The following is a 24,899-nucleotide window of genomic DNA, read 5'->3' on the forward strand; positions in this document are numbered from 1 at the left end:
TCTACTTTCCCAGTTTACTATTCTCCTTAATATTTCCTTTAATAAGACTACTAATTTCCCATGCTAAGTAATCTCCAACAGTTTTTTTGAAATCCTCAATTGTTGGCTTAGTATCTATAGGTGCTATTTGATTCCAATCCGCTCCATTTTCAGGATCTATAGTATTTTCATGATATTCATTATTACTCAAAATTTTAAGTTGACTTCTCCCAAAACGGACTAATTTCACCAACTCATCATAACGTTCTCTGGCATTATCAGTATCTTTAAGATTATTACTCGCCTTTTTACGGTTAGTTCTCGTATACCCATCATTGGAAAAATCAATAAATTTTACCATTTCATCTGGATGATGAGGTTCATTAACTTTAAAAACATATATATAAGTCTGAACGTTTGCTTTACCTATAAATAAATCTATTGGCATTTTTATACTTGCTACTAGGGTATTTTTTTCAAAATTCTTTTATTATATTCAATAGCTTTACCAGAACCTGCTGAGCCTTGTATGATAATAGCTGCATAGCCTTTTTCCATCATACCCAGTGCTTTTTCCACAAAATTCATTCCATTGCCATTAACTGAATAAGGCGGGTTTAGTACAAACGCATCGGCCGGAAACTTTTTATCTGTATCACCAAATCCATATTTCCCATCAAAATCATTTAATGAGTCTTTATTTAAAATATTAGAGCTACCATCTCCCATTAAAATCATATTTAAAATTGCCAACATATAAACACTTGAAAGCAGTTCTAGACCTAGAAGTTGTTCAGCTTTAATTTCTATCTCTTTTTGATAAAGTTCATCTGGGGAGGTAATTTTCTTTTTTGCATCAACTAACATTTCATTCATTGCTGCAACTAATAGGCCAGCTGAACCAGTAGCAAAATCCCATACATACGAGTCTTTATTAACTCTAGCTAATCTTACAAGTAAAGTTGCTATATAAGAGGGTGTTAATACTACATCATTTAGTTTATCTTGAGAAAAACCCAACCACCCATACATTTCATTGAAGAGCTTACCAGTGAAATCAGTTGTTAAACCAATCTTATAATATATACCTAAATCATCTACAATTTTAGAAAAGACACGTTTAAGCTGACTCTCTCCACTTTGAACTTTATTAATGTTTTCTGTTGTAAGCGTGTTCTCCAATGTCCTAACAATTAAATTTTTCTTTTCTTCCGGAATTTCTTTTTCTTTCAAAAAAGCTTTTATTTTTCTTATTATAATATCACCATCACGGTTACCTACTTCATTTAAAGATTTCAAATCTGACTTTTCTAAAGGTGCAACTTTTCCTGGTATACCAAGTGTAGCAATAATAGATGCTGCAACAAGATAAACGCGGTCATTCTCTCCAAGCCCTTTTTCATTATGATAAATATCATTATTTAATTTAACCAGACTAATATCAATTTCACGTTCACGTTGTGCTTTAAGCCGATCTAAATCCTCTTGAGATAAACTTAGTGTTTTGACTTTTTCAATAAAATCATCAAAATGCTGTGGAGCTAAAAAAGAAAAATCTGAATATACACCTACTTTTTGTCCTGCACCTAAATTGGATTTAGAAACATAATAAACACCTATTTCATGAATAATTTTTCCACTTTCATTCCTATACCCAGTCATACCAATAGCAATAATATCCGTATAGCTTGTATGATGTAACAGAGCATTTGCATAGTGCACAGCACCATTTACCGCAAATGAATTTATATTTTTAAAGTTGGGTTCATTTTTTGAATTTTTATTTTCAACTTGACCATTTTCGTCCAACTTAACTAATTTATCTTTATAGCCTTTATACTCAATAAGTATAGGATAAAAGTTTAGATTTTTGTCTTGTAATAACAGTTTTACATCAGGCCTATTAGTACCACTTCCACCATTTTTAGTAAAATAATCAAAAAGAGCTTTATCTATCTCATCGTTTAAAGATTTTTGTTCTAATTTATAATCTAATTTGAAAGATTTAAGCCAGCCATTAGCTAAATCAGCAATATTAGGTTCTATTGACTGTACTGTTTTCTTTGCCATTTTAATAGCCTTTGAAATGTGAAACTAATGTCGATCCGCTATTGTACGTTATGAAATAAAGGTGTCAATTTCCTATATCCATGAATCAATAGAAGACCATTTTATAAATATTTCGCTTCATATTTAACTTAATAAAAAAACCCCGAAACTTTCGTTTCAGGGCTTTTCACGAATTTTGGTGGAGATGGCGGGAGTTGAACCCGCGTCCGCCAGCACTACGCTCGAGAATACTACATGCTTAGATATCGTCTATTGTTTTAACACCAAGTGACCCGACGAACAGGGTACAAGGTGCGATCCTCTAAGTTTGGTATAAAGCCCCGAGGCTTGACTCTATACGGACTTGTGTGCGTGCGCTACGGTCGGGTTCCTAAACCACAAGTATTCTAGGAAGCGGACAAACTGCCCTTAGGCAGCTAGAGCGTAAGTTTCGTCGTTTGCGACTATTAAAATGCAAATTTTATTTACGAGAGAAAATGCGCTCTCGGCATGCATCTATGAGTTTCATCACCGGCGTCGAAGCCAATAACATCCCCATGAATGTCTGAACATCATAGCATAACTAAAATAAAATGCTGTGCAATTTATCAACAGTCTGCTACTGATGAACATATTTACATAATGGAGAGCCTTTTGTTTTTTTCAAGGCCCCTCATAAAAAAGCTGCCAAAAATGACAGCTTTTTTTAAGTTGGGTCTATAAAGCACCATTGCCTAGCACAATACCTTCACGGCGTGGGTCTACCCCACCTGCGTATTTACTTTGATTATTTATATTTACTTTCATAATCGTGGAAATACCACTGGTTTGCGCAGTGTTCGATATGCCATGCCCTTTTGCTTTTAAGCCTTCAATTAGGTCAACTAAGGAAAGCTGTACATTCGAGCTATCAATATTGGTGTTTTTGCTATTGGTCGCACCAAAGTTAACAAGTGAAGTGGCCTGCTGTGCATTTAAGTTCCAGTCCAATGCTCCCACCAATGTTTTAACCACATATTGAATGATGGTACCGCCACCTGGTGAACCTGTTGCCATATAAAACTCATCTGGCGTAGTGCCTTTAAATACTAAGGTTGGCGCCATAGTACTACGTGGGCGTTTGCCGCCTTCTACACGGTTGGCAACCAGTGCCCCAGTGCTATCATAAGGGTTCGCGCTAAAGTCAGTTAACTGATTCGACAGCAAGAAACCATCCACCATGTGGAATGAACCCATGCTCGATTCAACAGTCGATGTCATTGAAACCACATTGCCATAGGCATCTACAATGGTGAACTGAGTCGTGCCATGTTCAACAGTCGTGTCGACACCCGAAGCTGGGTTGAAATTACCCGCTGGTGCAACGCCCATACTTTGGTTCGGGTTAATCAGTGCGGCACGTTGTTTCAAGTAATTTTTATCAATAAAACTTGGAATACCCTGTGCAGGCAAACGAACAAAGTCGGTATCTGCGACATATTTGTCACGGTCAGCATAGGCCAAACGCTCTGCTTCAGACACTAAATGCACACCCATGACATCGGGCACACCGCCTTCATTTTCAGGGTTCTTAGGTGGATACAGCGACATATCAAAGTTTTCTAAAATACCTAGCGTTTGCGCAACCGCAATCCCTCCCGAAGATGGAGGTGGCATGGTGCAAACATAGTAACGGTCACGATACGTCGTACAAATCGGGTCGCGCTTTTTAACCTGATAGTTCGATAAATCCTGCAAGGTCATCAAACTTGGAGTAATTGGAGTTTTTGCTGGGTCATCCCCAAATGGTTGTGCAGCTTTTTCTACAATCGCTTGAGCAATTGGACCGCTGTACATTGCATTTGCTCCCTTTGCAACAAGTGCTTCTAGGGTTTTTGCATAAGCCTTATTGGTCATGGTCTCACCGACTTTACGTGGTGAACCATCTGAATGAAAATAGGTTGCCATTGCATTTGCATCAAGCGCTAAGCTGTTTGCATTACTTGCAATTGCATCTGCCAAACGTCCCGGTAGGCGGAAACCATTGTCAGCCAAACCAATCGCTTCACCAAAAAGTTGGTTCCACTTGAGTTTGCCATGCTCTTTTTGTGCTTGTTCAAGCAAACGCATCACACCCGGCACACCAATCGAGCGACCACTACGGCGCGCACTTGGTACAGGCGCAGGTGAATTTGGGTCATATATATTTTGGCGAATTAAATAAAATTCGTTAGCTGCCGCTGGTGCGGTTTCACGGCCATCATAGGCAGTGACCTGTTTGGTTTTGGCATCGTAATACATCATAAAGCCACTACCGGCAATGGTACTCGACTGTGGTTCGACTAAACCAAGCACGGCTTGTACCGCAACGGCAGCATCGACTGCACTACCGCCTGCTCTTAAAACATCACAACCTGCTTTTACCGCAAGTGGCGTGTTTGCCACCACCATATATTTATCTGCGTATTTAACCGTGTTACCGAGTCTATAACCCGAAGCACCCTCAGGCGCTGCTGGGTCACCATTTTGGTTTGAACCGACCACCACACTTGAACCGTCTTGGGCCAGCTTGCTACAACTGGTCGGGTCATTATCTACAATTAAATTGGGCGGGGTTGTATTTGAATCATCCTTGGGCTGATCTGACGAGGAGTCATCTCCACATCCTTGTAATAAACCGACTGCTAATAAACTACTGAACAAAAATGAATATCTTTTATTCACGTGATAACTCCAATATATACGCCTGCCTATCCATGCAATTGCCATGCAAGCTTCTTTGTTTTCAGGTCTTCAGTTTTTTAATCTTTGATAAAAATAAAGTTTTAATAATATTAAATGATTAAGGATGGTTATTTTGTGCTCTGTGTGATGTCTCCTTGTTTGTTATCACACTCTTTTATAACTGATTTGCCCAATTCTGGCATGCTTTATTTCTTTAAATAAAGGCAAAATCTGCTATTTATAAATTCACTCATTTTGTAGTTGGCCTAAAAAAAGCACCTCCGAAGAGATGCTTTTTGATGTTTAGTGAGAAGGCATGCCGCTGACCTGTTTGGGTTTTGGGCACAGCCAAATCACCAGTCCTGCAAAGACAAATACAATCGCAAACAGTAAAAATACATGGTTTGCCGACATGGTAATGGCTTCTTTATCGACAAGGTTTGAAATAATTCCAAGCGTCGAGTCAGCCGTAAAACCATTTTGCAAAAGTGTGTTTTGTACTTCAGTTGTATGAAGGTTTGAAACCATTTCACTGCGTGCAACTTTGGCGTGGTCGTCCCATACGGTGACTGCAATTGAAGCACCAATCGCCCCTGCCATGGTTCTTAAAAAGTTCATGAGGCCCGCAGCAGATGCAATTTCTTGCTGGAGTACCGAACCCAGTGCAATGTTTGACAGTGGAATAAAGAAGAACGGTACAGCAAAACCTTGCAGGATTTGTGGCCAAGCCAACGCCATAAAGTCGGCGTCTGTCGTCCAGAATGCCCGCATTAAGGTCACAGCACCCAGCAAAATCAAACCGAAACTTGCCAGTGCGCGCGGGTCATGTTTGGTCGAAAGCTTTGCCACAATTGGTGACATGGTCAAACTACCAAAGCCCATGGTTGCAGTTAAATAGCCGGCCCAAGTCGCGGTGTAGGAAAGGTTCATTTGCAGCCACTGGGGAATCAGTACAATACTGCCAAAGAACGCGCCAAAGCCAAGCGACAAAGCCAGCACCGATATGGCAAAGCCCCTATGCCTAAAGACTTTGACATCCACGACGGGATGTTTGTCGGTGAGTTCCCATATGAGGAACACCACAAAGCCAATGGCGGCAGTTAAAGCTAAAACGATAATGCTGGTGCTATTAAACCAGTCGCGTTCGTGCCCCAAATCGAGCATGAGCTGTAGCGCACCAATCCAGAGAATTAACAAACCTAAACCGACCGTGTCGATTCTTAAAGAAATCGTTTCTGTTTCGGCTGGTTTAAGCAAACGGATTGCCGCTAAAACACAAATAATCCCGACTGGTATGTTAATAAAGAAAATCCAGTGCCAAGACAGGTTATCACTAATCAGACCACCCAAAATTGGCCCTAAAATTGGCCCAACGACGGTAGTCATGGCCCATAGACCCATCGCCTGTGCATGCTTTTCTTGAGGGAAAATACGCATCAGCAAGGTTTGACTGAGTGGCATAAGTGGGCCACCGCATAGACCTTGGCCAATACGGAAAAACACCAGCATGCCTAATGAGTTTGCTAGGCCGCACAAAAAAGAAAAAATGGTAAAACCAATCAGGCCAAAAATAAAAACCCGAACAGTTCCAAAGCGACCTGCAAGCCAACCTGTTAAAGGTACACAAATCGCTTCTGCAACGGCGTACGACGTAACAACCCATGTGCCTTGTGTACTTGAAACGGCAAGGTTACCGGTAATATGCGGTACAGATACGTTAGCAATGGTCGTATCGAGCACGACCATAAAGTTCGACAAGGCAATAACAAACGCTGCCAGTATTAAACGGCCACCGCTTAGTTCGGCAAAAGGTGTTTGCGTTTTCATAAGCGTTTACTTCGCAGATAAGTCGACTTTTGCTTCCATCGACAAGCCAACACGCAGTGGGTGTTCAGCAAGTTCTTTTGGGTCAAGTGCAATACGAACCGGTAAGCGTTGAACCACTTTAATCCAGTTACCTGTTGCGTTTTGAGCCGGAATTAAGGCAAAGGCAGAGCCAGTACCACCAGAGAAGCCCATCACTTTGCCGTGATATTCAACGTCATCGCCATATAAATCTGAAGTAAGCGTGACCGCCTGACCCGGACGGACTTTTTTCAACTGACTTTCTTTAAAGTTCGCATCTACATATAAATCATTGAGCGGCACAATCATCATCATGCTGGTGCCCGGTGCAACGCGTTGACCGACTTGAATATTACGACGCGTAACCACACCATCGACTGGCGCACGAATCACGGTACGTTCCAAATCAAGCTGAGCTTGTTCAACATGTGCTTGTGCAACTTGTACATCAGGTGTTGAAGTCTCGCTTACACCCTGAATTAACGCTTCATTTGCAGCTAAGGTACTTTCAGCAGCTTTACGGCTCGAAGAAGCTTGCGCTAAACCAGCTTTAGCAAGTTCTAGTCCTGCTTTAGCTGTTTCGACTGCACTTTGTGCTTTAGTGAGCTCTTCTTTAGACACTGCACCAGAGGCAGCAAGCTGCGCACGGCGGTTCAGTTCTAAAGTTGCTTTGTCGTAGTCTGCCTGTGCTTGTGCAACTTGTGCTTTAGCACTGTTAATTTCATCAGCACGAACCACCACTTGAGAGTTTAAAGAACTACTGTTTGCCGCGGTTTGTTTGTATTGGCGTTTTGCTTTGGCAAGCTCTGCCTCGGCTTGTGCCAATGCAATTTTGGCATCACGATCATCAATACGAACCAGCACGTCACCACGATGTACCGTTTGGGTATCTTTTACGACAACCTGAGCGACCTGTCCGCTTACCATTGAAGTAATTTGCGCGGTTTCTGCACCGACATAGGCATTATCCGTACTCACGGAATTATTTAAAAATAATGCCCAGATTGCATACAAAATAGCGGCGATCAATAAAATCAGCGCAAAAAAACCAAGAAATTTTTTGCGCTTGTTTTGATTGTTTTCATCCGAGGCAGATGTTGTTGGCACTGTTTCTTGTACATTGCTTTGTGCATCAGTCATGGTATGTTCCTAAAGATGAGTTGGCTTTGCCATCAATCTCGCACTACACCTTGTTATAGAGTTTTTATTTTTCTATAAACAAGACATACCGCATTGTCAAAGGAGCTAATTTTAACGCTAAAACCTCATAATATGAGAATAAAAATTTATAACTCATGCGTTCGTTCTAATTAAATTAATGTTTATCTCAAAGTTTTTATGAAAATTTTAGCTTTTCAAACACTAAAAAAAGCGCACTTGGCGCTTTTAAATGATTCAATTCATTGCTTAATAGGCATATGAAGCAATGCCGGCAGCAATGGCTTTCTCTTCATCATTGACCATGGTCATACGCATGGTGCAGCCCTTACGACCTAAACGTAGTACTTCGGCACGTGCAATAAAATATTTACCACGCCCCGGTGCTAAATAATCTACACGCATGTCGACGGTTGCCAAACGCGACACTTGCTTGATGGTTTCAGTTAAAGTTTCGGGAGTTGAACGGCGGTATAGGTGTTCCATTGCTACAATTCCGCCAATACTATCGAGCAAAGTTGCAGCAACACCGCCATGTAAAATCTGAAATGCCAAATTGCCAATCAGGTTGGGTTGCATCTCGATATAGCCTTCAATGTGCCCGTCCACCACACGCATAATCATTCCACTATGCTTAAAAAAAGGAGAGCTATTAAACGCCTTACATAATTGGTTGAGAACCACAGTTAGGTCAGTTTTTGCACCTAAGTGGATGTTCCCAGTCCAATTTTTCTTTTCTTCACTCATATGTTGCCTAAATTTAAAAGCATGATAAACACCCATAATTTTGTACAAATCCAGCATTATGGGGCTACAATACAGCAGTCGGTTGACAGTAATGGAATATCCGCCAACCTATCCTAGTGTAATACCGAACATCGAGATTGTTATGACTTATACGTTCAATCGTCCTGCATTTCCAGCCACTCGCATGCGCCGTATCCGTAAAAATGACCAGTTGCGTGCGATGGTCAGCGAAACACAGCTCACTACCAATCACTTGATTTATCCAGTATTTGTATTACCGGGACAAAATCAGACCCAAGATATTCCAAGTATGCCAAACATTCAGCGTTTGTCGGCAGATTTGTTACTGAAAAAAGCTGAAAGACTTCTGGAATTGGGCGTATCAAAACTGGCTCTTTTTCCAGTTACCCCGCAAGAAGATAAAAGCCTGACCGCAGAAGCTGCATGGCGTGAAGATGGTTTAGTACAAACCACCTGCCGTCTGCTTAAAAAAGAATTACCAGAAATGGTGTTAATTACCGATGGTGCCCTCGACCCTTACACGACTCATGGTCAAGACGGCATTATTGATGAAACAGGCTATGTGCTGAATGATGAGACTGTAGAGTGCTTGATTAAACAAGCCTTAAGTCACGCAGAAGCAGGTGCCGAAGTGATTGCTCCAAGTGACATGATGGATGGCCGTATTGGCGCAATTCGTCAGGCTTTAGAAGCCAATGGCCATATCTACACCAACATCATGGCCTACTCTGCGAAATATGCATCAAGCTTCTATGGTCCATTCCGTGATGCTGTTGGCTCTGCATCCAACCTAAAAGGTGGTAATAAATATAACTACCAGATGGACTTTGCCAACCGTGCCGAAGCATTACATGAAATCGCGCTTGATATTCAAGAAGGCGCCGACATGGTGATTGTAAAACCGGGCATGCCATATCTGGATGTGGTACGTGAAGTGAAAGATACCTTTGGTGTTCCGACATTCATTTACCAAGTGAGTGGCGAATACGCAATGTTAGCTGGCGCAATTCAAAATGGTTGGTTATCAGATTCAGTCATTTTAGAATCACTGATGTGCTGCCGCCGCGCTGGTGCAGACGGAATCTGGACTTACTTTGCAGAAACCGCTGCTGAAAAACTCAAGGAAATGAACTAAGTTCGCAGAGAAAGGATAACACTGCATGCATATTGCAATCATTGGCGCGGGCATAAGTGGATTAATGTCTGCGCTGGAGTTGGTTGAACAAGGCTGTAAAGTCAGCATTTTTGATCAACAACAAGCGGGACAAGCAGCCTCTTGGGCTGGCGGAGGCATTCTCTCTCCGATGTACCCGTGGCGCTATGTGCATGCAGTGAACCAACTTGCTCAATTTGGCAAAGCCTCTTATCAAGCATGGAACCAAAAGCTCTACCCTGTTACAGGGATTGATTTTGAAATACATGACACAGGCATGCTGATTTTTGATGAAGAAGATTTTGACGTTGGACTTTCCTACGCCGAGCAGCATCAAGAGCCGATGCAACGCTGTGAATATTTACAGCGAGATGCGCTAGAACAAGTAAACCCGCATATTTCCGATCAGTTTCAAGAAGCCATTTATTTCCCTGAACTGTCTAATATTCGCAACCCACGCGTATTACAGTCCCTGATTAGCTATTTAAAACAACATCCAAATGTTGAGTTTTTTGAACACGCTGCTGTTAAAAAACTGATTCAAAATGGCGATATTATACAAGCGCTACAAACCGAAGACGGTCGCAAACATACAGCAGACCATTTTGTAATAACTTCGGGTGCTTGGAGCCATTACTGGAACTCACAATTACAACTCGAAATTCCAGTCGAACCTGTTCAAGGTCAAATGCTGTTATTTAAAACCCCTGCTCACTGGCTACCGACCATGTGTATGAATCGAGTCATGTATTTGATTCCACGTATGGACGGTCATATCGTGTGCGGGTCAAGCATGGCACATCGTGGTTTTGACAACTCTACCGACGAAACCACTCAGCACAATATTTTAGAAGCATGTTTAGAAATGGTGCCTGAACTGGCCGATTTCCCGATTGTACATCGCTGGGCAGGCCTCAGACCAAGTTCACCAAATGGCGTTCCATACATTGGCAAAATGCCTGAAATGGATAACCTCTGGGCAAACTTTGGTCACTTTAGAAATGGATTGTGTATGGGCGCAGGTTCTGCGCAATTGCTCCGTCAGCTTATGCTGGATCAACCGACATTAGTTGATGCCAAAGCATATTCCCCAGAGCGTTTGCAAAATAAAATCTTAGCCTGATGCCAATATATTCTCTAAAGCCATTTTTAATTGAGGATAAGTAAACTCAAATCCTTCTGCTTGCAAGGCAGCGGGTTTAACGTATTGCCCATTCAAAATCAATTGCGACTGTTCCCCTAACAAACAACGGAAAACCGTGCTCGGTGCTGACAACAGTGGTTTCTTATTGAGTACCGCAGCAGTTTGTTCAACAAATACCTTTTGAGTCACATTTTCTGGCGCCACGACATTGTGAATTTGAGCAGATTGAGGATGCTGAAATATAAACTCAATTGCGTTTAATACGTCTTCAATATGTACCCACACTACAGGCTGACGACCATGACCAATTTGACCCACTAAATTGAGTCGAATAGGAAATAACATTTTAGGCAAGATGCCGCCACCCTGCCCAAACACAACGCCTAAACGAATAATTTTAGTATTTTGCTGAGTATCTGCTAACGCTGCTCGTTCCCATTCTTGGCAAAGCTCGGACATAAAAATAGGCTGTGGCGGGCTTTGTTCAGTGCACACTTCTGCCCACTTTTCTTGATCATCTATTCCGTAATAACCAATCGCAGAACCAGACACAATTACTTCCGGAAAAATTTGAGATTGCTTGAGCCATGCATACAATTTTCGGGTCGTATTTACTCGGCTTTCAATGAGTTGTTTTTTACGTGACTCGGTCCAGCGTTTCTCGCCAATATTTGCGCCTGCCAAATTCACCACATAGTCAATTTGACGTGTCGAAATATCTTCAAACTTTTGCACCCATTGCAAGGCAGGATGGTCAGATTCCTTTCCAGCCTGCCGTGTCACCGCAATCACGTTATAATTTTTCTGTAAGAGGAACTTAATTAAATGCGTTCCGATAAAACCACTTGCACCTGTAATTAATACATTCTTATTCATATTTCCTCCTAAGCTGAGGATTCAAGTTTTATTTAATTGTATAAGACTCATTTATATTTAAACGTATGAGTTTTCATAGTGATCTATTGCACGTTAAACATTTTGTCAGCCATGCGCTGTGCTTGTTTACCATAAAACCAGTAGGTAATTAAATAAAGTGGAATAGCTAACATTAAAAGCATAATCACCATAATACTTAAGAACTGAGGTTGTTTGAGGTAAAGCATAAAGTTCTGCAAAATCTCAGGGTCTTTTCTGGCAAATAAAAACAGGCCAAATAAAACACCACACAAGTTATAGCCCCAAAAAATCAGACTAAAACCTAAAGTAAATTTCTTTTTTTCTTGTACAGTCGGTGCACGGCGTTCTTTCTTTAAAAATTTAAATAAGACAAAAATCATTGCGCCTAAATATGGAACGGCTGTTAAAATACCACCTACACTCGCTGGTAATAGTGCTGCAACCACACCTACAATTAAGGTAAGTACGATGCATAAACCAAAAAACCAGAGAAAGTAAGAACGTAATTTGGTCATATTTTTGCCTAATTTATGGGTTCAAAAAATAATTATAAATTTTTTTCGATTTTTTTTCATTTTTCTGTCAACCAATCCTGATCTCTTGACGTTATATAGGGTAATAAGGTCGCAGCAACCGAATACTTCCTTTGCACGGCATCCGCAAAATTGTTTCGGTGACCTTTCATTACGACTCTTTCCTTCCTTCGGATTAGGTTTTGTTAGCAGCCGAAACCCTTGATGAAGTTTTTGACCGACGATTCTCTCATCACTCGAATCGTCGGTTTTTATTTTCTAGCACTTTCATTTATTTTACGCTCAGCATACACAATAGTCCTTTCGTGGCTATAAAGGCTATGCGTATACTTTTTACACCATAAAAATATGATTTAAATAATATGAACACTATTGCCTATTTTGAAATCCAGTCTTCAAACCCTGCCCGCGATGCGCAGTTTTATCAAGCTGTGTTCGGCTGGCAATTTAAACTCGATGAAAACTTACCAATTGAATATTACCGCATAGAGACACCTTCAATTATTGGAGGGCTATTAAAGCGCCCTGCTCAAACACCTCCAATGGAATATGGCACCAATGCATTTACCTGTTCGGTTCAGGTCGAAAACTTCGATGAGGTAGCTGCAAAAATTTTAGCGCAAGGTGGTATTGTCGCAATGGATAAATTTGCTATTCCAGGCCGCGCTTGGCATGGCTATTTTGTCGATTTAGACCACAACGTTTTTGGTATTTTTCAAGTCGATGAAAACGCAGCTTAAAGATTTTATTTAACGACTCTATTTATTTTTTTAATGTATAGCCACCGCCTTTTTAACGGTGGCTATTTCATATAGTTTACTCAGCAAAGCTAAAGCTGGCTTCACATGTAATTGGGAAATTCACCGAATTGGCAATCATACATTCGTGATGTGCTTTTTCATGCAGTTTTGCAGCAAGCTCTTGATCGGCACCTTTTTCTAAAATAACTTCTGGTCTTAAAATAATTTGGGTAAAGTGACCACGTTTGACCGGATCTGTATCTTCCATAAAACCAAGTGCATGATCGAGATAACTCACAACGTGAATATGGTTGACTGCACAAAGGTGTAAATACCAAAGTTTATGACAAGCAGAAGCTGACGCGACCAATAAATCTTCAGGGTTCCACCTGGTCACATCGCCCAAATAAGCAGGGTCTGATGAACCTTGAATAGTGGTCTTTTGCGGATGCTGAATACTAAAATCGCGTTTATAAGAACGATAAGATGAAGTGCCTGTACCCGTATTGCCTTCCCACTGTATTTTTACTTCGTATTCGTGAATGGTCATTTTGTTCTCAAAGTTCATGGTTTGCCCTGATAGTAACAAAGCAGCGTTTAAAGTGAAAAATTTAATTCAAGTTTCACTATGGGCTTAAATAACGAGCACTTTAAAATGTCTTGATAAAATCTCCTGCCAATTTATGCTAACGTATCTGTGTTTATTTTGGCTTGATGTCTGTTTCTATGTCCGTACATTTTCTACATACTTCTGACTGGCATTTGGGACAGTTTTTTTATAATCATTCACGCCACTACGAACACCAACAATTTTTAAGCTGGTTACTCACTCAAATTCAAGAAAAACAGCCACACGCCCTACTCATCGCTGGCGATATTTTTGATGTTATTAACCCAGGATCTCAAGCACAAAAACAACTCTACCAATTTTTAGCAGATGCTCATCGGCTTGCGCCGCACATGCAAACACTCATGATTGCGGGTAACCATGACTCAGGCTATCGTATTGAACAGGTCGAACCACTTTTAGAAAAATACAATGCAAAAACCGTGGGCGTGGTTCGCTGGAATGAAGATAAAACTCTAGATCTCGATCGACTACTTTTGCCTATTTATAATCAAAATCAGGATATTGTGGCGTGGTGCCTTGCCCTGCCTTTTTTACGTTCGGCCGAAATTACGGGTTTTAACGAACATACCACCAATAGCAAAAACGCAATTGCCTATTTGCACCAGCAACTCATAGCAGAAGCCAAACGTCGCAAGACACCAGACCAAGCACTTATTTTGATGTCGCATGCGCATATGCAAGGTGGGGAAACATCCGACTCTGAACGCCCAATTATTATTGGTAATGAAGAGGCACTTTCAACAACTTTATTTGAAGATGCTGTCGACTATGTGGCTTTAGGGCATTTGCATAAACCACAAAAAGTAGGTCAGCCACACATTCGTTATAGTGGTTCGCCCATTCCACTTTCTTTTAGTGAAATTAATTATAAGCATCAAGTGGTTGAGGTCAAAGTTGATCCGACTCAAGATACAGACAGCCGTTTGCAATTTGACGCTGTAGAAATTCCACGTTGCATACAATTGCACCGCATTCGTGGTGAGCTAAACGAGGTGCTGCAACAACTCAAAGCCTTGCCTCACGGCGTGATTGAAAATATTGACCACCGTGAATATGTCGATATTGAATATTATAGTTTAACGCCGCCACAGCCGAATTTACGTCAGCAGTTTGAAGCAGCCCTACCACCTGACCGCTATCGTTTAGTACGTATTTCACGTCAATATGTAAATAAAGACACCACCGATTCAAATACTACTCAGCAAATCGCACTTGAACCACCAACACCAGAAAAACTCTTTCAAAATATCTGGGAAAAACAAGGTTACAACGCAGATGATGCCGTCTTAAAAGATTTTCTAAGCCTAGTACAAGAAGCACAAAAACATCTTGAAAATGATGCAACACCTTAAGGATATGTCATGAAAATTTTATCCATTCGAATAAAAAATCTGGCATCTCTTTCTGATGAACACTTTATTGATTTTGAAAGTGCACCTCTCGCCCATGCAGGTCTCATTGCGATTGTGGGAAAAACTGGTGCAGGTAAGTCGACCATTTTAGATGCCATGTGCCTGGCTTTGTTTAATCGGGTTCCACGTCTAAAAGACAGTGATGGTAAATTAAAAGATGTTGATGGTTCAGAGTTACTGACCAATTCACCTTTAACTGTCTTACGCCGTGGTACAGGACATGGGTTTGCTGAGCTTTGCTTTATTGCGCAAGATCAAAAGCGCTATTCGGCACGCTGGGAAATTAAGCGGGCACGTGAAAACCCAAATGGTAAATTACAAAGCGTACAACGGCATTTAAAATGCCTGACCGATGGCGTGGTACTTGCAGACAAAGCCAAAGCGGTTGATGAAAAAGTTAAACAAATTACCCAGCTTTCTTTTGAACAGTTTACTCGTGCTGTACTACTTGCTCAGTCAGAAGTGACCGCGTTTTTAAAAGCACGAGACAGCGAACGTGGAGAGTTACTCGAGTACCTGACCAACTCCAGCATTTTCGCCAAAATTGGTGAGCTGGCTTTTCGTAAAACCGCAGATATAGCAAAGCAGCGTAAACAGCTTGAAGAGTTCTTAGGCCACATTGAAATTTTGTCTGATGAAGATATTGCTGGATTTACCGAACAATACCAGCAAGCCGAACAAAATCATCAACAGTTAGAACAACAAAAAAATATCTTAGACAAACAACAACAATGGTTTGAGCGTAAAGCGAAACTTGAGCAAGAAGTTCAAGCTAAACAGCAACAGTTTCAAGCACAGCAAAATCATCATCAACAATTGGCTGGTGAGCGTGAGCAATTAAAACGACTCGAAGTTTTCTCTGAAATACGCCCACAAGTTTTTCAGAAATCTCAAATTTTACAAACATTGCAACAGCTTGAGCCGCAAATTCAGCAAGCGCAAACCAAGTTTAATGAGTTGGTGCAAATTTTTGAAAAAGGACAAAAACAATATCAACTTGCAGAACAAGAGCTCAAACAGACCCTCGATTTTGAGCAACAGCATCAACAAGCCTTAAATCAAGTTCGACAGTCCATTCAAGAACGCGCTTTTATTGCCGATGAATATAAAAAGTGCAAAGAAAAAAGAAGCGTACTCGAGCAGAAACTCAGTCCACTGCACCAACAGCAAAACACTGTGCAACAGCACATTGCACAGCTTGAGCAGAATCAAATTTATCTGCAACAACAGCTTACCCATACTCAGCAATATGCTGTATTGGACAAAGGCCTTTCAGCGCATCTGCATCAGCTCGGGCAATTTATTCAAAATTACCAAACAATTGAACAACAGCTTGGCAATCCTACCCTTGCCCGCCAAAAGCTATCGGAAGCTAAAAGTGAAGTTGAACAACTCGCAGCTTCACTAGGTACAGTTGAACAAATTGAGTTAAAACTTGAGCAACAGCGTAAAGATAAAGATCAGAAACTTGCTCAAATCACTCAGTTAGATCTGATTCAGCAAAAAATAAAAATTTATCATGAGCTATATGCTGAGCTTCAACAATTCAACGAAAAACATACTCAAGCCTCCGCGCAAGAAGAACAGCTTAAAACCGTTTGCCAGTTAGCTGAACAAGACTACCAAACAACAAAAGCTGAACGTGAAAAGTTACAGCACATCCTGCAACAGCAGCGTTTATTACACACCGAAAATATTGAGCAGTTACGTGCCAATCTTAAAGAAGGTGAAGCGTGTTTAGTCTGTGGAAGTACCCACCACCCTTACCGTATTGATGATAGTGCAGTTTCCAAAGCTTTATTCGATTTGCAGCAACAACAAGAGCAGCAAGCTGTTGCACTCGAGCAAACTAAATTTAATGCATGGCAAACCCAGCAACATGCACTTACCCAGTGTCGTGCCGAGCTTGAGCAAGTTCAGAAATATCTAGCCCAACTTCAAACAAAACAATCAAGCTTGCAACAAGAACTTGAGCAACAATTTAGCCTCAATCACTTACATATTGAGCTTAATCAAGCTCCTGAACAAATCTTGCTAATGCTGAACGAACTCAGACAAGCGGCACAAACTGCCATAAATTCATTTGACTCAGAAAACGTGCGTTTAGCCCAAGCCATTAAACAACACAATCAGCTTGTTCAAACGATTCAGCGTAATGAAAGTTTGCTTAATACAGCACAGCAATGGCAACAACAAGTTCAACATATTGTTGAGTGTTTATCTGAAGCCGAACAGCATGCATGGCAGCAAGCAAGTAGCCAAACAGCTAAGCAGACTTGGTCAATTTTAGACGTACGTGCTAAGCAACTTGAGCAACAAGAACAGCTTTCACAGCGTTTTGAACAGCAGCAACAGGAACTTAAAATGTTGACTGCTAACTTTGAACAAATGGCCAAGCAAATTGATGAGATCGATCAAAATCTCAAAGAGATTACGCTTAAAGGTCAGCAAAATAATGAAAAAGCGGTGTCGCTCATTCAGCAAATGACGGGCCTCTCTGATATTAAACCGCACGAATGGCTAATTGAGCATGACGTTAAACGTCAGCAACAACAAACCGCTTATCACGAGGCTAAACAGCGTTTCGAGCAAACCAGACAGCACTTTGAGCAGCAAAAACAAGCGCTCGATCAGCTCAAGCATCAACATCAACACACTGCGGGGCATCAGCAGCAGATTGATGGGCAAATTCAAAACTGGTTAAAAGCCCATGCTGATTTTCAGGCATCTGATCTTACGGCGCTCATGCAAATCAATTCCGCCCAAGAGCAAGACATTCGTAACCGTCTTAATCATGCCGAGCGTTTATTAAGTGAAGCCTCTTCTGCCCTTAAGACCATGCAAGAGCAATTGAGCGAGCACTTACAAACTCAGCCAGATATTGAATATGAAAAGCTTGTTAGCCTTATTCAAGACAATATTGCAGAGCTCAAAGCCCAGCTTGAAGTACGTGATCGGCTTAAACTTAAACTTGAAGTCCATCAGCAAAATCTGGCTAAGCAGCAACAATACGCTGAGCAAATTCAAAATATTCAGCAAGAAGAACATCGCTGGAGCAAAATTTCAGGCTTGATTGGTGATGCAAAAGGTAAAGAGTTCCGCGACTACGCTCAGCAATATCACCTAGATATTTTAGTGGAACATGCCAACCAGCAACTGGCAATGCTGTCTCAACGTTATACGTTAAAACGCCTAGATCAGTCTCTAAGTCTTGCGATTATTGACCATGACATGGATGGAGAAACCCGTTCTGTTGCATCTTTGTCTGGCGGTGAGTCGTTCTTAACTGCCCTTGCCTTGTCTTTAGCGATTGCCAATATGGCCTCGGGCTCAATGAAAATTGAATCGCTGTTTATTGATGAAGGCTTTGGTACTTTAGACGCCTCATCTTTGCACATGGTGATGAATGCTTTAGACCAATTGCAAAATCAGGGTCGTCAGGTCATTCTCATCTCACACATTCAAGAAATGCATGAGCGTATTCCTGTACAAATTCAGGTAAAACCACTCGGCGCAGGTGCAAGTACCATAGAAGTAGTAGGTTAAAACTAAAAAGCCCCGACATCCTGTCGGGGCTTTTTTAGATTCTGCGTTGGTATAACTCCTGTCGTACCTGTATGCATCCATTCATCACTGTTTATTGTTATTTTTAGAAACATCCTGTTTCCTGATGAGTTCATAGTACGAAAAAAACGTTGTCTGCCATAGCCGCAAAAGGCCGCAGTTTCTGTAAGATAAAGCTTACATCAGCCTTTTTGCGAATAGTCTCTAGCACCAAATAAGGCTGTTCCTACACGAACCATGGTTGAACCAGCAGCAATTGCAGCTTCTAAATCACTCGACATTCCCATACTTAAAGTATCCCAATCTTGTGGGTGGGCATGTTGGTCTTTCACAGCATCAAACAAGGCTTTAGCATCTGCAAATGCAGCAGTATTGTCAGGTGCTGGAATGACCATTAAGCCACGTAACTTGATTTTTGGTAATTGACTAATTTGAGCAACCAGCTCGGCAACGTCTTCTGGTGCACAACCATCTTTACTGTCTTGCCCATCAATATTGACTTGCAAACAAATATTAAGGGCTGATTGATCATCACCCCGTTGATTAGATAATCGCTCGGCAATAATTAAACGATCTACACCATGTACCCAATCAAATTTCTCGGCCACATGCTTCGTCTTGTTGCGTTGAACATGACCAATGAAATGCCATTCAATGTCTAAATCGTGCAAAGCTTCGATTTTTTCTAAAGCTTCTTGCAAATAGTTTTCGCCAAATGCTCTTTGCCCTGCTGCATACATTTCACGCAAACTTTCACTTGGATGTGTTTTCGATACGGCTAAAAGTTGTACGGTTTCAGGCACACGTTGAGCATGTTCACAAGCAGTTTGGATTTGCTGTAATACGTGCTGCCGCGCATCTTGCAGGTAATTCATTGACAAGGTTCTCATTTTCAAAAAACTTTTTTGCTTTTCACTTAAAGCGAGGTGTTGGTAAGCCTCGGTGAAAGCCGTATATTATTCTACAAAATAATGACATATTTTGATTTACTTGGGGAAATTATGGATATTACAGAGCTACTCGCCTTCTCTGTGAAAAATGGCGCGTCCGATTTACACCTATCTGCTGGCATGCCACCAATGATTCGCGTGGATGGCGAAGTCCGTCGCATTAACTTACCTGCTCTAGATCATAAAGATGTTCATCGTCTGGTCTACGACATCATGAATGATAAACAGCGTCGTGACTACGAAGAAAAACTCGAAACCGACTTTTCTTTTGAAGTACCCAACGTTGCTCGTTTCCGTGTTAACGCATTTAATCAAAACCGTGGTGCAGGTGCAGTGTTTCGTACCATTCCGTCCAAAGTACTCACCATGGAAGATTTAGGCTTAGGTCAAATCTTTAAAGATATTTGTGACTATCCACGCGGCATTGTACTGGTGACAGGCCCAACAGGTTCGGGTAAATCCACCACACTTGCAGCGATGATGGACTACATTAATGAAAACCGTTATGACCATATTTTAACGGTTGAAGACCCTATCGAATTTGTACATCAGTCAAAGAAATGCCTGATTAACCAACGTGAAGTGCATCGTGATACACACGGCTTTAATGAGGCACTACGTTCAGCACTGCGTGAAGACCCAGATATTATTTTGGTCGGTGAGATGCGTGACCTTGAGACTATTCGTTTAGCACTTACTGCTGCCGAAACAGGTCATTTGGTGTTTGGCACACTGCATACCACTTCTGCTGCGAAAACCATCGACCGTGTGATTGACGTATTCCCTGCCGAAGAAAAAGACATGGTTCGTGCCATGCTCTCTGAATCTTTACAGGCTGTTATTTCACAAACCCTGCTTAAAAAGAATGGCGGTGGCCGTGTCGCAGCTCATGAAATCATGATTGGTATTCCTGCTATTCGTAACTTAATTCGTGAAAATAAAGTCGCGCAAATGTACTCAGCTATTCAGACTGGCGCAAATCATGGCATGACCACCCTCGACCAAAGCTTAAAAAATTTGGTGTCTCGCGGTGTGATCAGCCCGCAAACGGCTCGTACTGCTGCTAAACAGCCTGAATCCTTTCTATAAAAATAATTAGAGAATAAATATGGATTTTAATGACCTGCTCAACCTGATGGTTGAAAAAAAATCATCCGACCTCTTTATTACAGATGGCGTTGCACCATCGATGAAGATTAACGGGCAAATTGTTCCCATTTCAAAAAATAGTCTTTCAGGCGAAATTATCGGGCAACTATTACACTCCATCATGAGTGAAAAACAACGCAAAGAATTTGCAGAGACTCGTGAATGTAACTTTGCGATTATGAACCGCGATAAAAGTGCGCGCTTTCGTGTAAGTGCTTTTCAGCAACGCGACATGCCAGGCATGGTACTACGTCGAATTGAAACCAAAATTCCTTCAATTGACGACTTACAATTACCGCCAGTGCTTAAAGATTTATCGATGACCAAACGTGGCATCATTATTTTTGTAGGGGCAACAGGTACAGGTAAATCGACATCATTGGCTTCAATGATTAGCTATCGTAACCATAACTCTAAAGGTCATATCATTACCATTGAAGACCCTATCGAGTTTATTCATGAACACGCTGGCTGCATCATTACCCAACGTGAAGTCGGGATCGATACAGACTCATTTGAAATTGCTTTAAAGAATACGTTGCGACAAGCACCCGATGTAATCTTGATTGGTGAGATTCGCTCTCGTGAAGTTATGGACTACGCGATTGGCTTCGCCGAAACAGGTCACCTTGTATTAGCCACAATGCATGCGAACAATGCCAACCAAGCACTTGACCGTATTATTCACTTCTTTGAAAGTGACCGTCATAGCCAGCTCTACATGGATTTATCACTTAACTTAAAGGCCATGATTGCACAGCAACTTATTCCGACTCCAGATGGTAATTCGCGCCGTGCAGCGATTGAGATTCTCATTAACTCACCATTAATTTCAGACTATATTCGTAAAGGCGAAATTCATGAAATTAAAGATTTAATGAAACGCTCACGTGAACTCGGTATGCAAACTTTTGACCAAGCACTGTTTGATCTTTATAAGTCAGGCCAAATTACCTACAAAGATGCATTAAAACATGCCGACTCACCAAACGATTTGCGTTTAACAATTAAGCTTGCCGAAGAAGGTCCAGATCAAATTGCAGGCACAAATCAGCATTTAACCTTCGACCGACAGTAATTTCTTCATAAAAAAAGGAAGGTTAAACGTAACCTTCCTTTTTTATTTGTTTTCTTTGTGTGAAAACGATTATTTCTTGCGCAGTACTTCCTGACATTCAGGTTCGTTACAGTAACCGTAGAGGTTTAATGAGTGACCCGTTAAGGTAAACCCATGTTGCTCAGCTACAGCATGCTGTTCTTTCTCGATAACATCATTAGTAAATTCAATAACTTTGTTGCAATTATGGCAAACCAAATGATCGTGATGATCTTCTTGCATAATTTCGAAAACAGAATGATTATTTTCGAAATGGTGGCGCTGAATGATACCTGCAGCTTCAAATTGTGTTAACACACGGTAAACTGTCGCAAGACCGACATCTTCCCCTTGTTCTAACAAAGTCTTGTAAATATCTTCAGCACTAAGATGATGTTGTTTTGAATTTTCTAATAATTCCAAAATCTTAATTCGAGGAAGGGTAACTTTAAGTCCAGCTTTGCGCAAATCTTGATTGGAAATAGGCATGAAAAAAGGTCTCTCAACAAATCTCAAGTTGGAATAGGCAATAGAATTTAGATGAAGTATGATCTATCCTTTGATCAAATGCATCATAATTTATTGGGATAGTGTAGCAAAATGCAAAAACTCGTGCTGACGTTATTAGTCACTTCACTCCTTGCTGGTTGTTCAATCTTTGGTGTATATAAGGTTGATATTCCTCAAGGGACTCCATTGACCAAAGCTCAAGCCTCTCAAGTACAAGTCGGCATGAATTTCCAGCAAGTGCGTTTTTTGCTTGGTAGTCCAACTGTGACTGATCCCCTCAATCCTCTACGTTGGGACTACATTTACAACTATATCCCGGGAACTTATGCTAAAAAAGCAAAAATCCCCGCAGCACATGGTCAGCATTTAAAAATTTACTTTGATGGCACTGGCACAGTAACTAAAATTGAAGGTTTAGAAACTATTCCAGAATCGCAACCAGGTTTACCTGCTTCTAAAGAAGCGATTTTAACTGCACCACCACTATAATCGTTTTTTCTAATAAAAATAAACCCCTCAAGTGAAATACTTTGAGGGGTTTTGTTTATGGGGCTTATTGCTTAAAGCGATTACTTTTAATATATCGCCCCACAGGGTTTTTCTCGGCGCGTTTACGACGTATATCTTTAGGGTTAATCGTTAAAGGTCGATAAATCTCAACTCGATCACCAGCTTGCAAAATCGCATGTGCTTCAACTTTTGCGCCAAAGATGCCAAGTTGTAATGGCTCAGGCAAACTGACCTGTGTCTGCAAGCCACTCGCCTCAACTGCTTGTAATGCAGTCATACCAGCTTCAAATGGAATAGCAACTAAAAACTGTTGCTCTGGGGCTGCATAAGCAACCCACACTTGCTGAGCTTTTTCCATCAGATAATTTGTCCAATCACCGCAATCATGGCAATGACAATTGAAAGCGGCAATACAATACGTACCGCAATGCGCCATAAGTTATAAAACAACTCATTGCTAAAATTCATAGATTTACGCAAATGGCTAATTTTCATAATCCAGCCAGCAAAAATGGCATAGATCAAGCAAATGAGTAATCCCCAAAGCATCAAAATCAGCGTAAAGATGTTATGAAGCTCAGGCACAGCCCAAACAGCAATCGCTACAACAATAATCACCCACTGTAAAATAGGCATAAGCTGACGCTGAGCAAGCTGCTCTCTAGCCAATTGCACAAATAACGCTGTTGTCATTACTGCGGTAAAGATCCAAGTAAAAACAGGAAGCTGTGCTTGTAAAGAAAAGAAACCAAAGGCGATCACAGCAATTAACTGAGCTAACCAAATTGGAAGAACTGTTTTCGTTGCACCTTCTTGCGACTGAACCGCACCTACACTATTTTGCCAATAAAGCCCTAAGCCCAATCCACTCGCAACAAGTGCAAGTACAGTCGCATTCCCCCATTCTTTAAACTCAACATTGGTCCAATGCCAAGGCTGTAAAGTCGTTCCCATCGTGTTAGCTAAAACAAGAGAAACAATTACACCAACCGTCATCAGTAAAATTAAAATTTGACGTGGAATAAAGGATAAAATGAGGGCCACAACAGCAAGGCCAGCAAAAACAAGTTGTCCTGAAACACTATTATTAAGTTGTGTATTCAGTAAATTACCAGCGGTACTTAATACATTACCTGCTAAAAATGGAATAAAAATAACTGCAAGCCAGCCAACCAAACGCCATTTTGGGGAACTATCTGCTTCACGAGTTAAACTTGATAAAGCATTTAAGGCTGTAGTCTTCGACCGTTTTGCTAAAGCAATTTCCAAATAACAAACTGGTAGTGCCAATAACAACATTGTGCCTAACCACAATAACCAGAAATCGAGTTGACGATCAATCTGGATTCCCATTGTGGGTGCCAATGTCGCCATAATGATGAAAGATAAGCAAAACGCCATCAGGGGCGATAACCATCGTGACATAGGTATGTCCTGCATTATGCATTCCTTGAAAAAGACTAGAGATATTTTGCCCGTGTCATGCTTGAAAATCAAAGTTTGCTCAATAAAAAAAGCAAACTACCGAATCGATAGTTTGCCGCGCTAACTGAAATTATGAGTTCTTTTTATTTCAGGTTATGAGAAAAACCGAGCAAACCAGTTTTTCCCTTTTTTCTTTTCTTTTTCTCTAATAATTCCCATCATATTTTCTTTTACTGCTCCTACATAATCGGCATCATCATGTTGAATATGGTTAATTAACCATTTAGCCAAAATTTCTTGTAATTCTGCTTCAATCGTGTGCCCCATTTCAAAACGTTCACGATATAACTCTATTTTTTTAATAAATAAATCATGTACACGTTTATGAGGTACACGATATTTATAATCAGCTTCCTCTTGCAAACTTTCTTCGAAAGTAAAATGTGATTGCGTATAATCGATAATATTGTCTAGAACATCTTTAATACGACGTCTATCCTCTTCATCTTTTACATCATCAATCTCATTAATATAATCAAGTATTCGTTTATGTTGCTCATCAATAACATCAATACCCGTATTATATTCTGAAGCCCATTTCATTTTCATACATCTCCCCAATGATGATTAATGATCGTTGCATAAACTCCATGATATATTTAAAGAATATAAATAAAAACAAA

General features: G+C 40.9%; 22 protein-coding genes and 1 other RNA gene. 8 read left to right on the forward strand and 15 right to left on the reverse strand.

The genetic code is table 11. From position 1 onward, the window contains the following. Position 1: 1 nt before the first annotated feature. From HMPREF0013_RS25285 to HMPREF0013_RS11485, 7 genes are all read right to left on the reverse strand, one after another. Entirely contained in the window at positions 2 to 427 is a 426-nt protein-coding gene (locus HMPREF0013_RS25285) for a hypothetical protein (RefSeq protein WP_019767906.1), read from the reverse strand. A 14-nt stretch (positions 428 to 441) separates the two neighbouring features. After that, complete coding sequence (locus HMPREF0013_RS11465; RefSeq protein WP_225247875.1) at positions 442 to 2,049, reverse strand: HsdM family class I SAM-dependent methyltransferase; 1,608 nt, start codon at positions 2,047 to 2,049, stop codon at positions 442 to 444. A gap of 176 nt (positions 2,050 to 2,225) precedes the next feature. Then, positions 2,226 to 2,585, reverse strand: a transfer-messenger RNA (tmRNA) gene (ssrA, locus tag HMPREF0013_RS24485). Between the two features lie 160 nt (positions 2,586 to 2,745). After that, on the reverse strand, positions 2,746 to 4,731 hold the full coding sequence (gene ggt, locus HMPREF0013_RS11470; protein WP_017481339.1) for a gamma-glutamyltransferase: 1,986 nt from the start codon (positions 4,729 to 4,731) through the stop codon (positions 2,746 to 2,748). Between the two features lie 303 nt (positions 4,732 to 5,034). Then, positions 5,035 to 6,558 carry a DHA2 family efflux MFS transporter permease subunit gene (locus tag HMPREF0013_RS11475; RefSeq protein ID WP_005803108.1) on the reverse strand — a complete coding sequence of 508 codons (1,524 nt, stop codon included), beginning with the start codon at positions 6,556 to 6,558 and terminating at the stop codon, positions 5,035 to 5,037. 6 nt (positions 6,559 to 6,564) lie between these two features. After that, entirely contained in the window at positions 6,565 to 7,716 is a 1,152-nt protein-coding gene (locus HMPREF0013_RS11480; RefSeq protein ID WP_005803109.1) for an EmrA/EmrK family multidrug efflux transporter periplasmic adaptor subunit, read from the reverse strand. Positions 7,717 to 7,983: 267 nt separating this feature from the next. Further along, a complete protein-coding gene (locus HMPREF0013_RS11485) occupies positions 7,984 to 8,481 on the reverse strand; it encodes a thioesterase family protein (protein WP_017481338.1) in 498 nt (165 codons plus the stop codon). A gap of 142 nt (positions 8,482 to 8,623) precedes the next feature. On the opposite strand from HMPREF0013_RS11485, the gene hemB reads away from it, so the two are divergent. Continuing rightward, positions 8,624 to 9,637, forward strand: coding sequence for a porphobilinogen synthase (gene hemB / locus HMPREF0013_RS11490; RefSeq protein WP_004748084.1), 1,014 nt, complete (start codon positions 8,624 to 8,626; stop codon positions 9,635 to 9,637). Positions 9,638 to 9,662: 25 nt separating this feature from the next. Beyond that, entirely contained in the window at positions 9,663 to 10,778 is a 1,116-nt protein-coding gene (locus tag HMPREF0013_RS11495; RefSeq protein ID WP_005803113.1) for an NAD(P)/FAD-dependent oxidoreductase, read from the forward strand. Here HMPREF0013_RS11495 and HMPREF0013_RS11500 read toward each other — a convergent pair. Then, complete coding sequence (locus tag HMPREF0013_RS11500; RefSeq protein ID WP_005803115.1) at positions 10,770 to 11,675, reverse strand: TIGR01777 family oxidoreductase; 906 nt, start codon at positions 11,673 to 11,675, stop codon at positions 10,770 to 10,772. The two genes, HMPREF0013_RS11495 and HMPREF0013_RS11500, sit on opposite strands and share 9 nt — an antisense overlap. An 83-nt stretch (positions 11,676 to 11,758) precedes the next feature. Further along, positions 11,759 to 12,211 (reverse strand): ABZJ_00895 family protein, encoded by a 453-nt coding sequence (locus HMPREF0013_RS11505; protein WP_005803116.1) that lies wholly within the window; start codon positions 12,209 to 12,211, stop codon positions 11,759 to 11,761. Between the two features lie 380 nt (positions 12,212 to 12,591). Between HMPREF0013_RS11505 and HMPREF0013_RS11510 the strand changes: the two genes are divergently transcribed. Then, on the forward strand, positions 12,592 to 12,969 hold the full coding sequence (locus HMPREF0013_RS11510; RefSeq protein ID WP_005803119.1) for a VOC family protein: 378 nt from the start codon (positions 12,592 to 12,594) through the stop codon (positions 12,967 to 12,969). A 76-nt stretch (positions 12,970 to 13,045) separates the two neighbouring features. Here HMPREF0013_RS11510 and HMPREF0013_RS11515 read toward each other — a convergent pair whose 3' ends face one another. Then, a complete protein-coding gene (locus HMPREF0013_RS11515) occupies positions 13,046 to 13,519 on the reverse strand; it encodes an OsmC family protein (RefSeq protein ID WP_005803121.1) in 474 nt (157 codons plus the stop codon). Positions 13,520 to 13,683: 164 nt separating this feature from the next. Here HMPREF0013_RS11515 and HMPREF0013_RS11520 point away from each other — a divergent pair, with 164 nt between their 5' ends. Together HMPREF0013_RS11520 and HMPREF0013_RS11525 are read left to right on the forward strand one after the other, a co-directional pair. Next, a complete protein-coding gene (locus HMPREF0013_RS11520) occupies positions 13,684 to 14,952 on the forward strand; it encodes an exonuclease SbcCD subunit D (protein ID WP_019767914.1) in 1,269 nt (422 codons plus the stop codon). Positions 14,953 to 14,961: 9 nt separating this feature from the next. Next, entirely contained in the window at positions 14,962 to 18,558 is a 3,597-nt protein-coding gene (locus HMPREF0013_RS11525; protein ID WP_005803125.1) for an AAA family ATPase, read from the forward strand. Between the two features lie 200 nt (positions 18,559 to 18,758). Here HMPREF0013_RS11525 and HMPREF0013_RS11530 read toward each other — a convergent pair whose 3' ends face one another. After that, on the reverse strand, positions 18,759 to 19,451 hold the full coding sequence (locus HMPREF0013_RS11530; protein WP_005803127.1) for a YggS family pyridoxal phosphate-dependent enzyme: 693 nt from the start codon (positions 19,449 to 19,451) through the stop codon (positions 18,759 to 18,761). A gap of 126 nt (positions 19,452 to 19,577) precedes the next feature. On the opposite strand from HMPREF0013_RS11530, the gene HMPREF0013_RS11535 reads away from it, so the two are divergent. Further along, complete coding sequence (locus tag HMPREF0013_RS11535) at positions 19,578 to 20,615, forward strand: type IV pilus twitching motility protein PilT (RefSeq protein WP_002121749.1); 1,038 nt, start codon at positions 19,578 to 19,580, stop codon at positions 20,613 to 20,615. Positions 20,616 to 20,634: 19 nt separating this feature from the next. Then, positions 20,635 to 21,753: a PilT/PilU family type 4a pilus ATPase gene (locus tag HMPREF0013_RS11540; protein ID WP_005803129.1), complete on the forward strand. Its 1,119-nt coding sequence runs from the start codon at positions 20,635 to 20,637 to the stop codon at positions 21,751 to 21,753. 69 nt (positions 21,754 to 21,822) lie between these two features. On the opposite strand, the gene fur is transcribed toward HMPREF0013_RS11540, so the two are convergent. Continuing rightward, on the reverse strand, positions 21,823 to 22,260 hold the full coding sequence (fur, locus tag HMPREF0013_RS11545; RefSeq protein WP_002121758.1) for a ferric iron uptake transcriptional regulator: 438 nt from the start codon (positions 22,258 to 22,260) through the stop codon (positions 21,823 to 21,825). Positions 22,261 to 22,371: 111 nt separating this feature from the next. Between fur and HMPREF0013_RS11550 the strand changes: the two genes are divergently transcribed. Beyond that, complete coding sequence (locus HMPREF0013_RS11550) at positions 22,372 to 22,770, forward strand: outer membrane protein assembly factor BamE (protein WP_002121740.1); 399 nt, start codon at positions 22,372 to 22,374, stop codon at positions 22,768 to 22,770. 64 nt (positions 22,771 to 22,834) lie between these two features. On the opposite strand, the gene HMPREF0013_RS11555 is transcribed toward HMPREF0013_RS11550, so the two are convergent. The 3 genes from HMPREF0013_RS11555 to HMPREF0013_RS11565 form a co-directional block, all read right to left on the reverse strand. Next, the gene (locus HMPREF0013_RS11555) at positions 22,835 to 23,149 is read right to left on the reverse strand and encodes an RnfH family protein (protein ID WP_017481335.1); all 315 of its coding nucleotides are present in this window, start codon (positions 23,147 to 23,149) and stop codon (positions 22,835 to 22,837) included. Continuing rightward, positions 23,149 to 24,216, reverse strand: coding sequence for a membrane protein (locus tag HMPREF0013_RS11560; RefSeq protein WP_031944146.1), 1,068 nt, complete (start codon positions 24,214 to 24,216; stop codon positions 23,149 to 23,151). Before HMPREF0013_RS11560 ends, HMPREF0013_RS11555 begins: the two co-directional genes overlap by 1 nt. Before the next feature lie 153 nt (positions 24,217 to 24,369). Continuing rightward, entirely contained in the window at positions 24,370 to 24,825 is a 456-nt protein-coding gene (locus tag HMPREF0013_RS11565; RefSeq protein ID WP_002121698.1) for a bacteriohemerythrin, read from the reverse strand. Between the last annotated feature and the right edge of the window lie 74 nt (positions 24,826 to 24,899).

This window comes from Acinetobacter sp. SH024 (assembly GCF_000163635.1).
GTDB lineage: Bacteria > Pseudomonadota > Gammaproteobacteria > Pseudomonadales > Moraxellaceae > Acinetobacter > Acinetobacter pittii.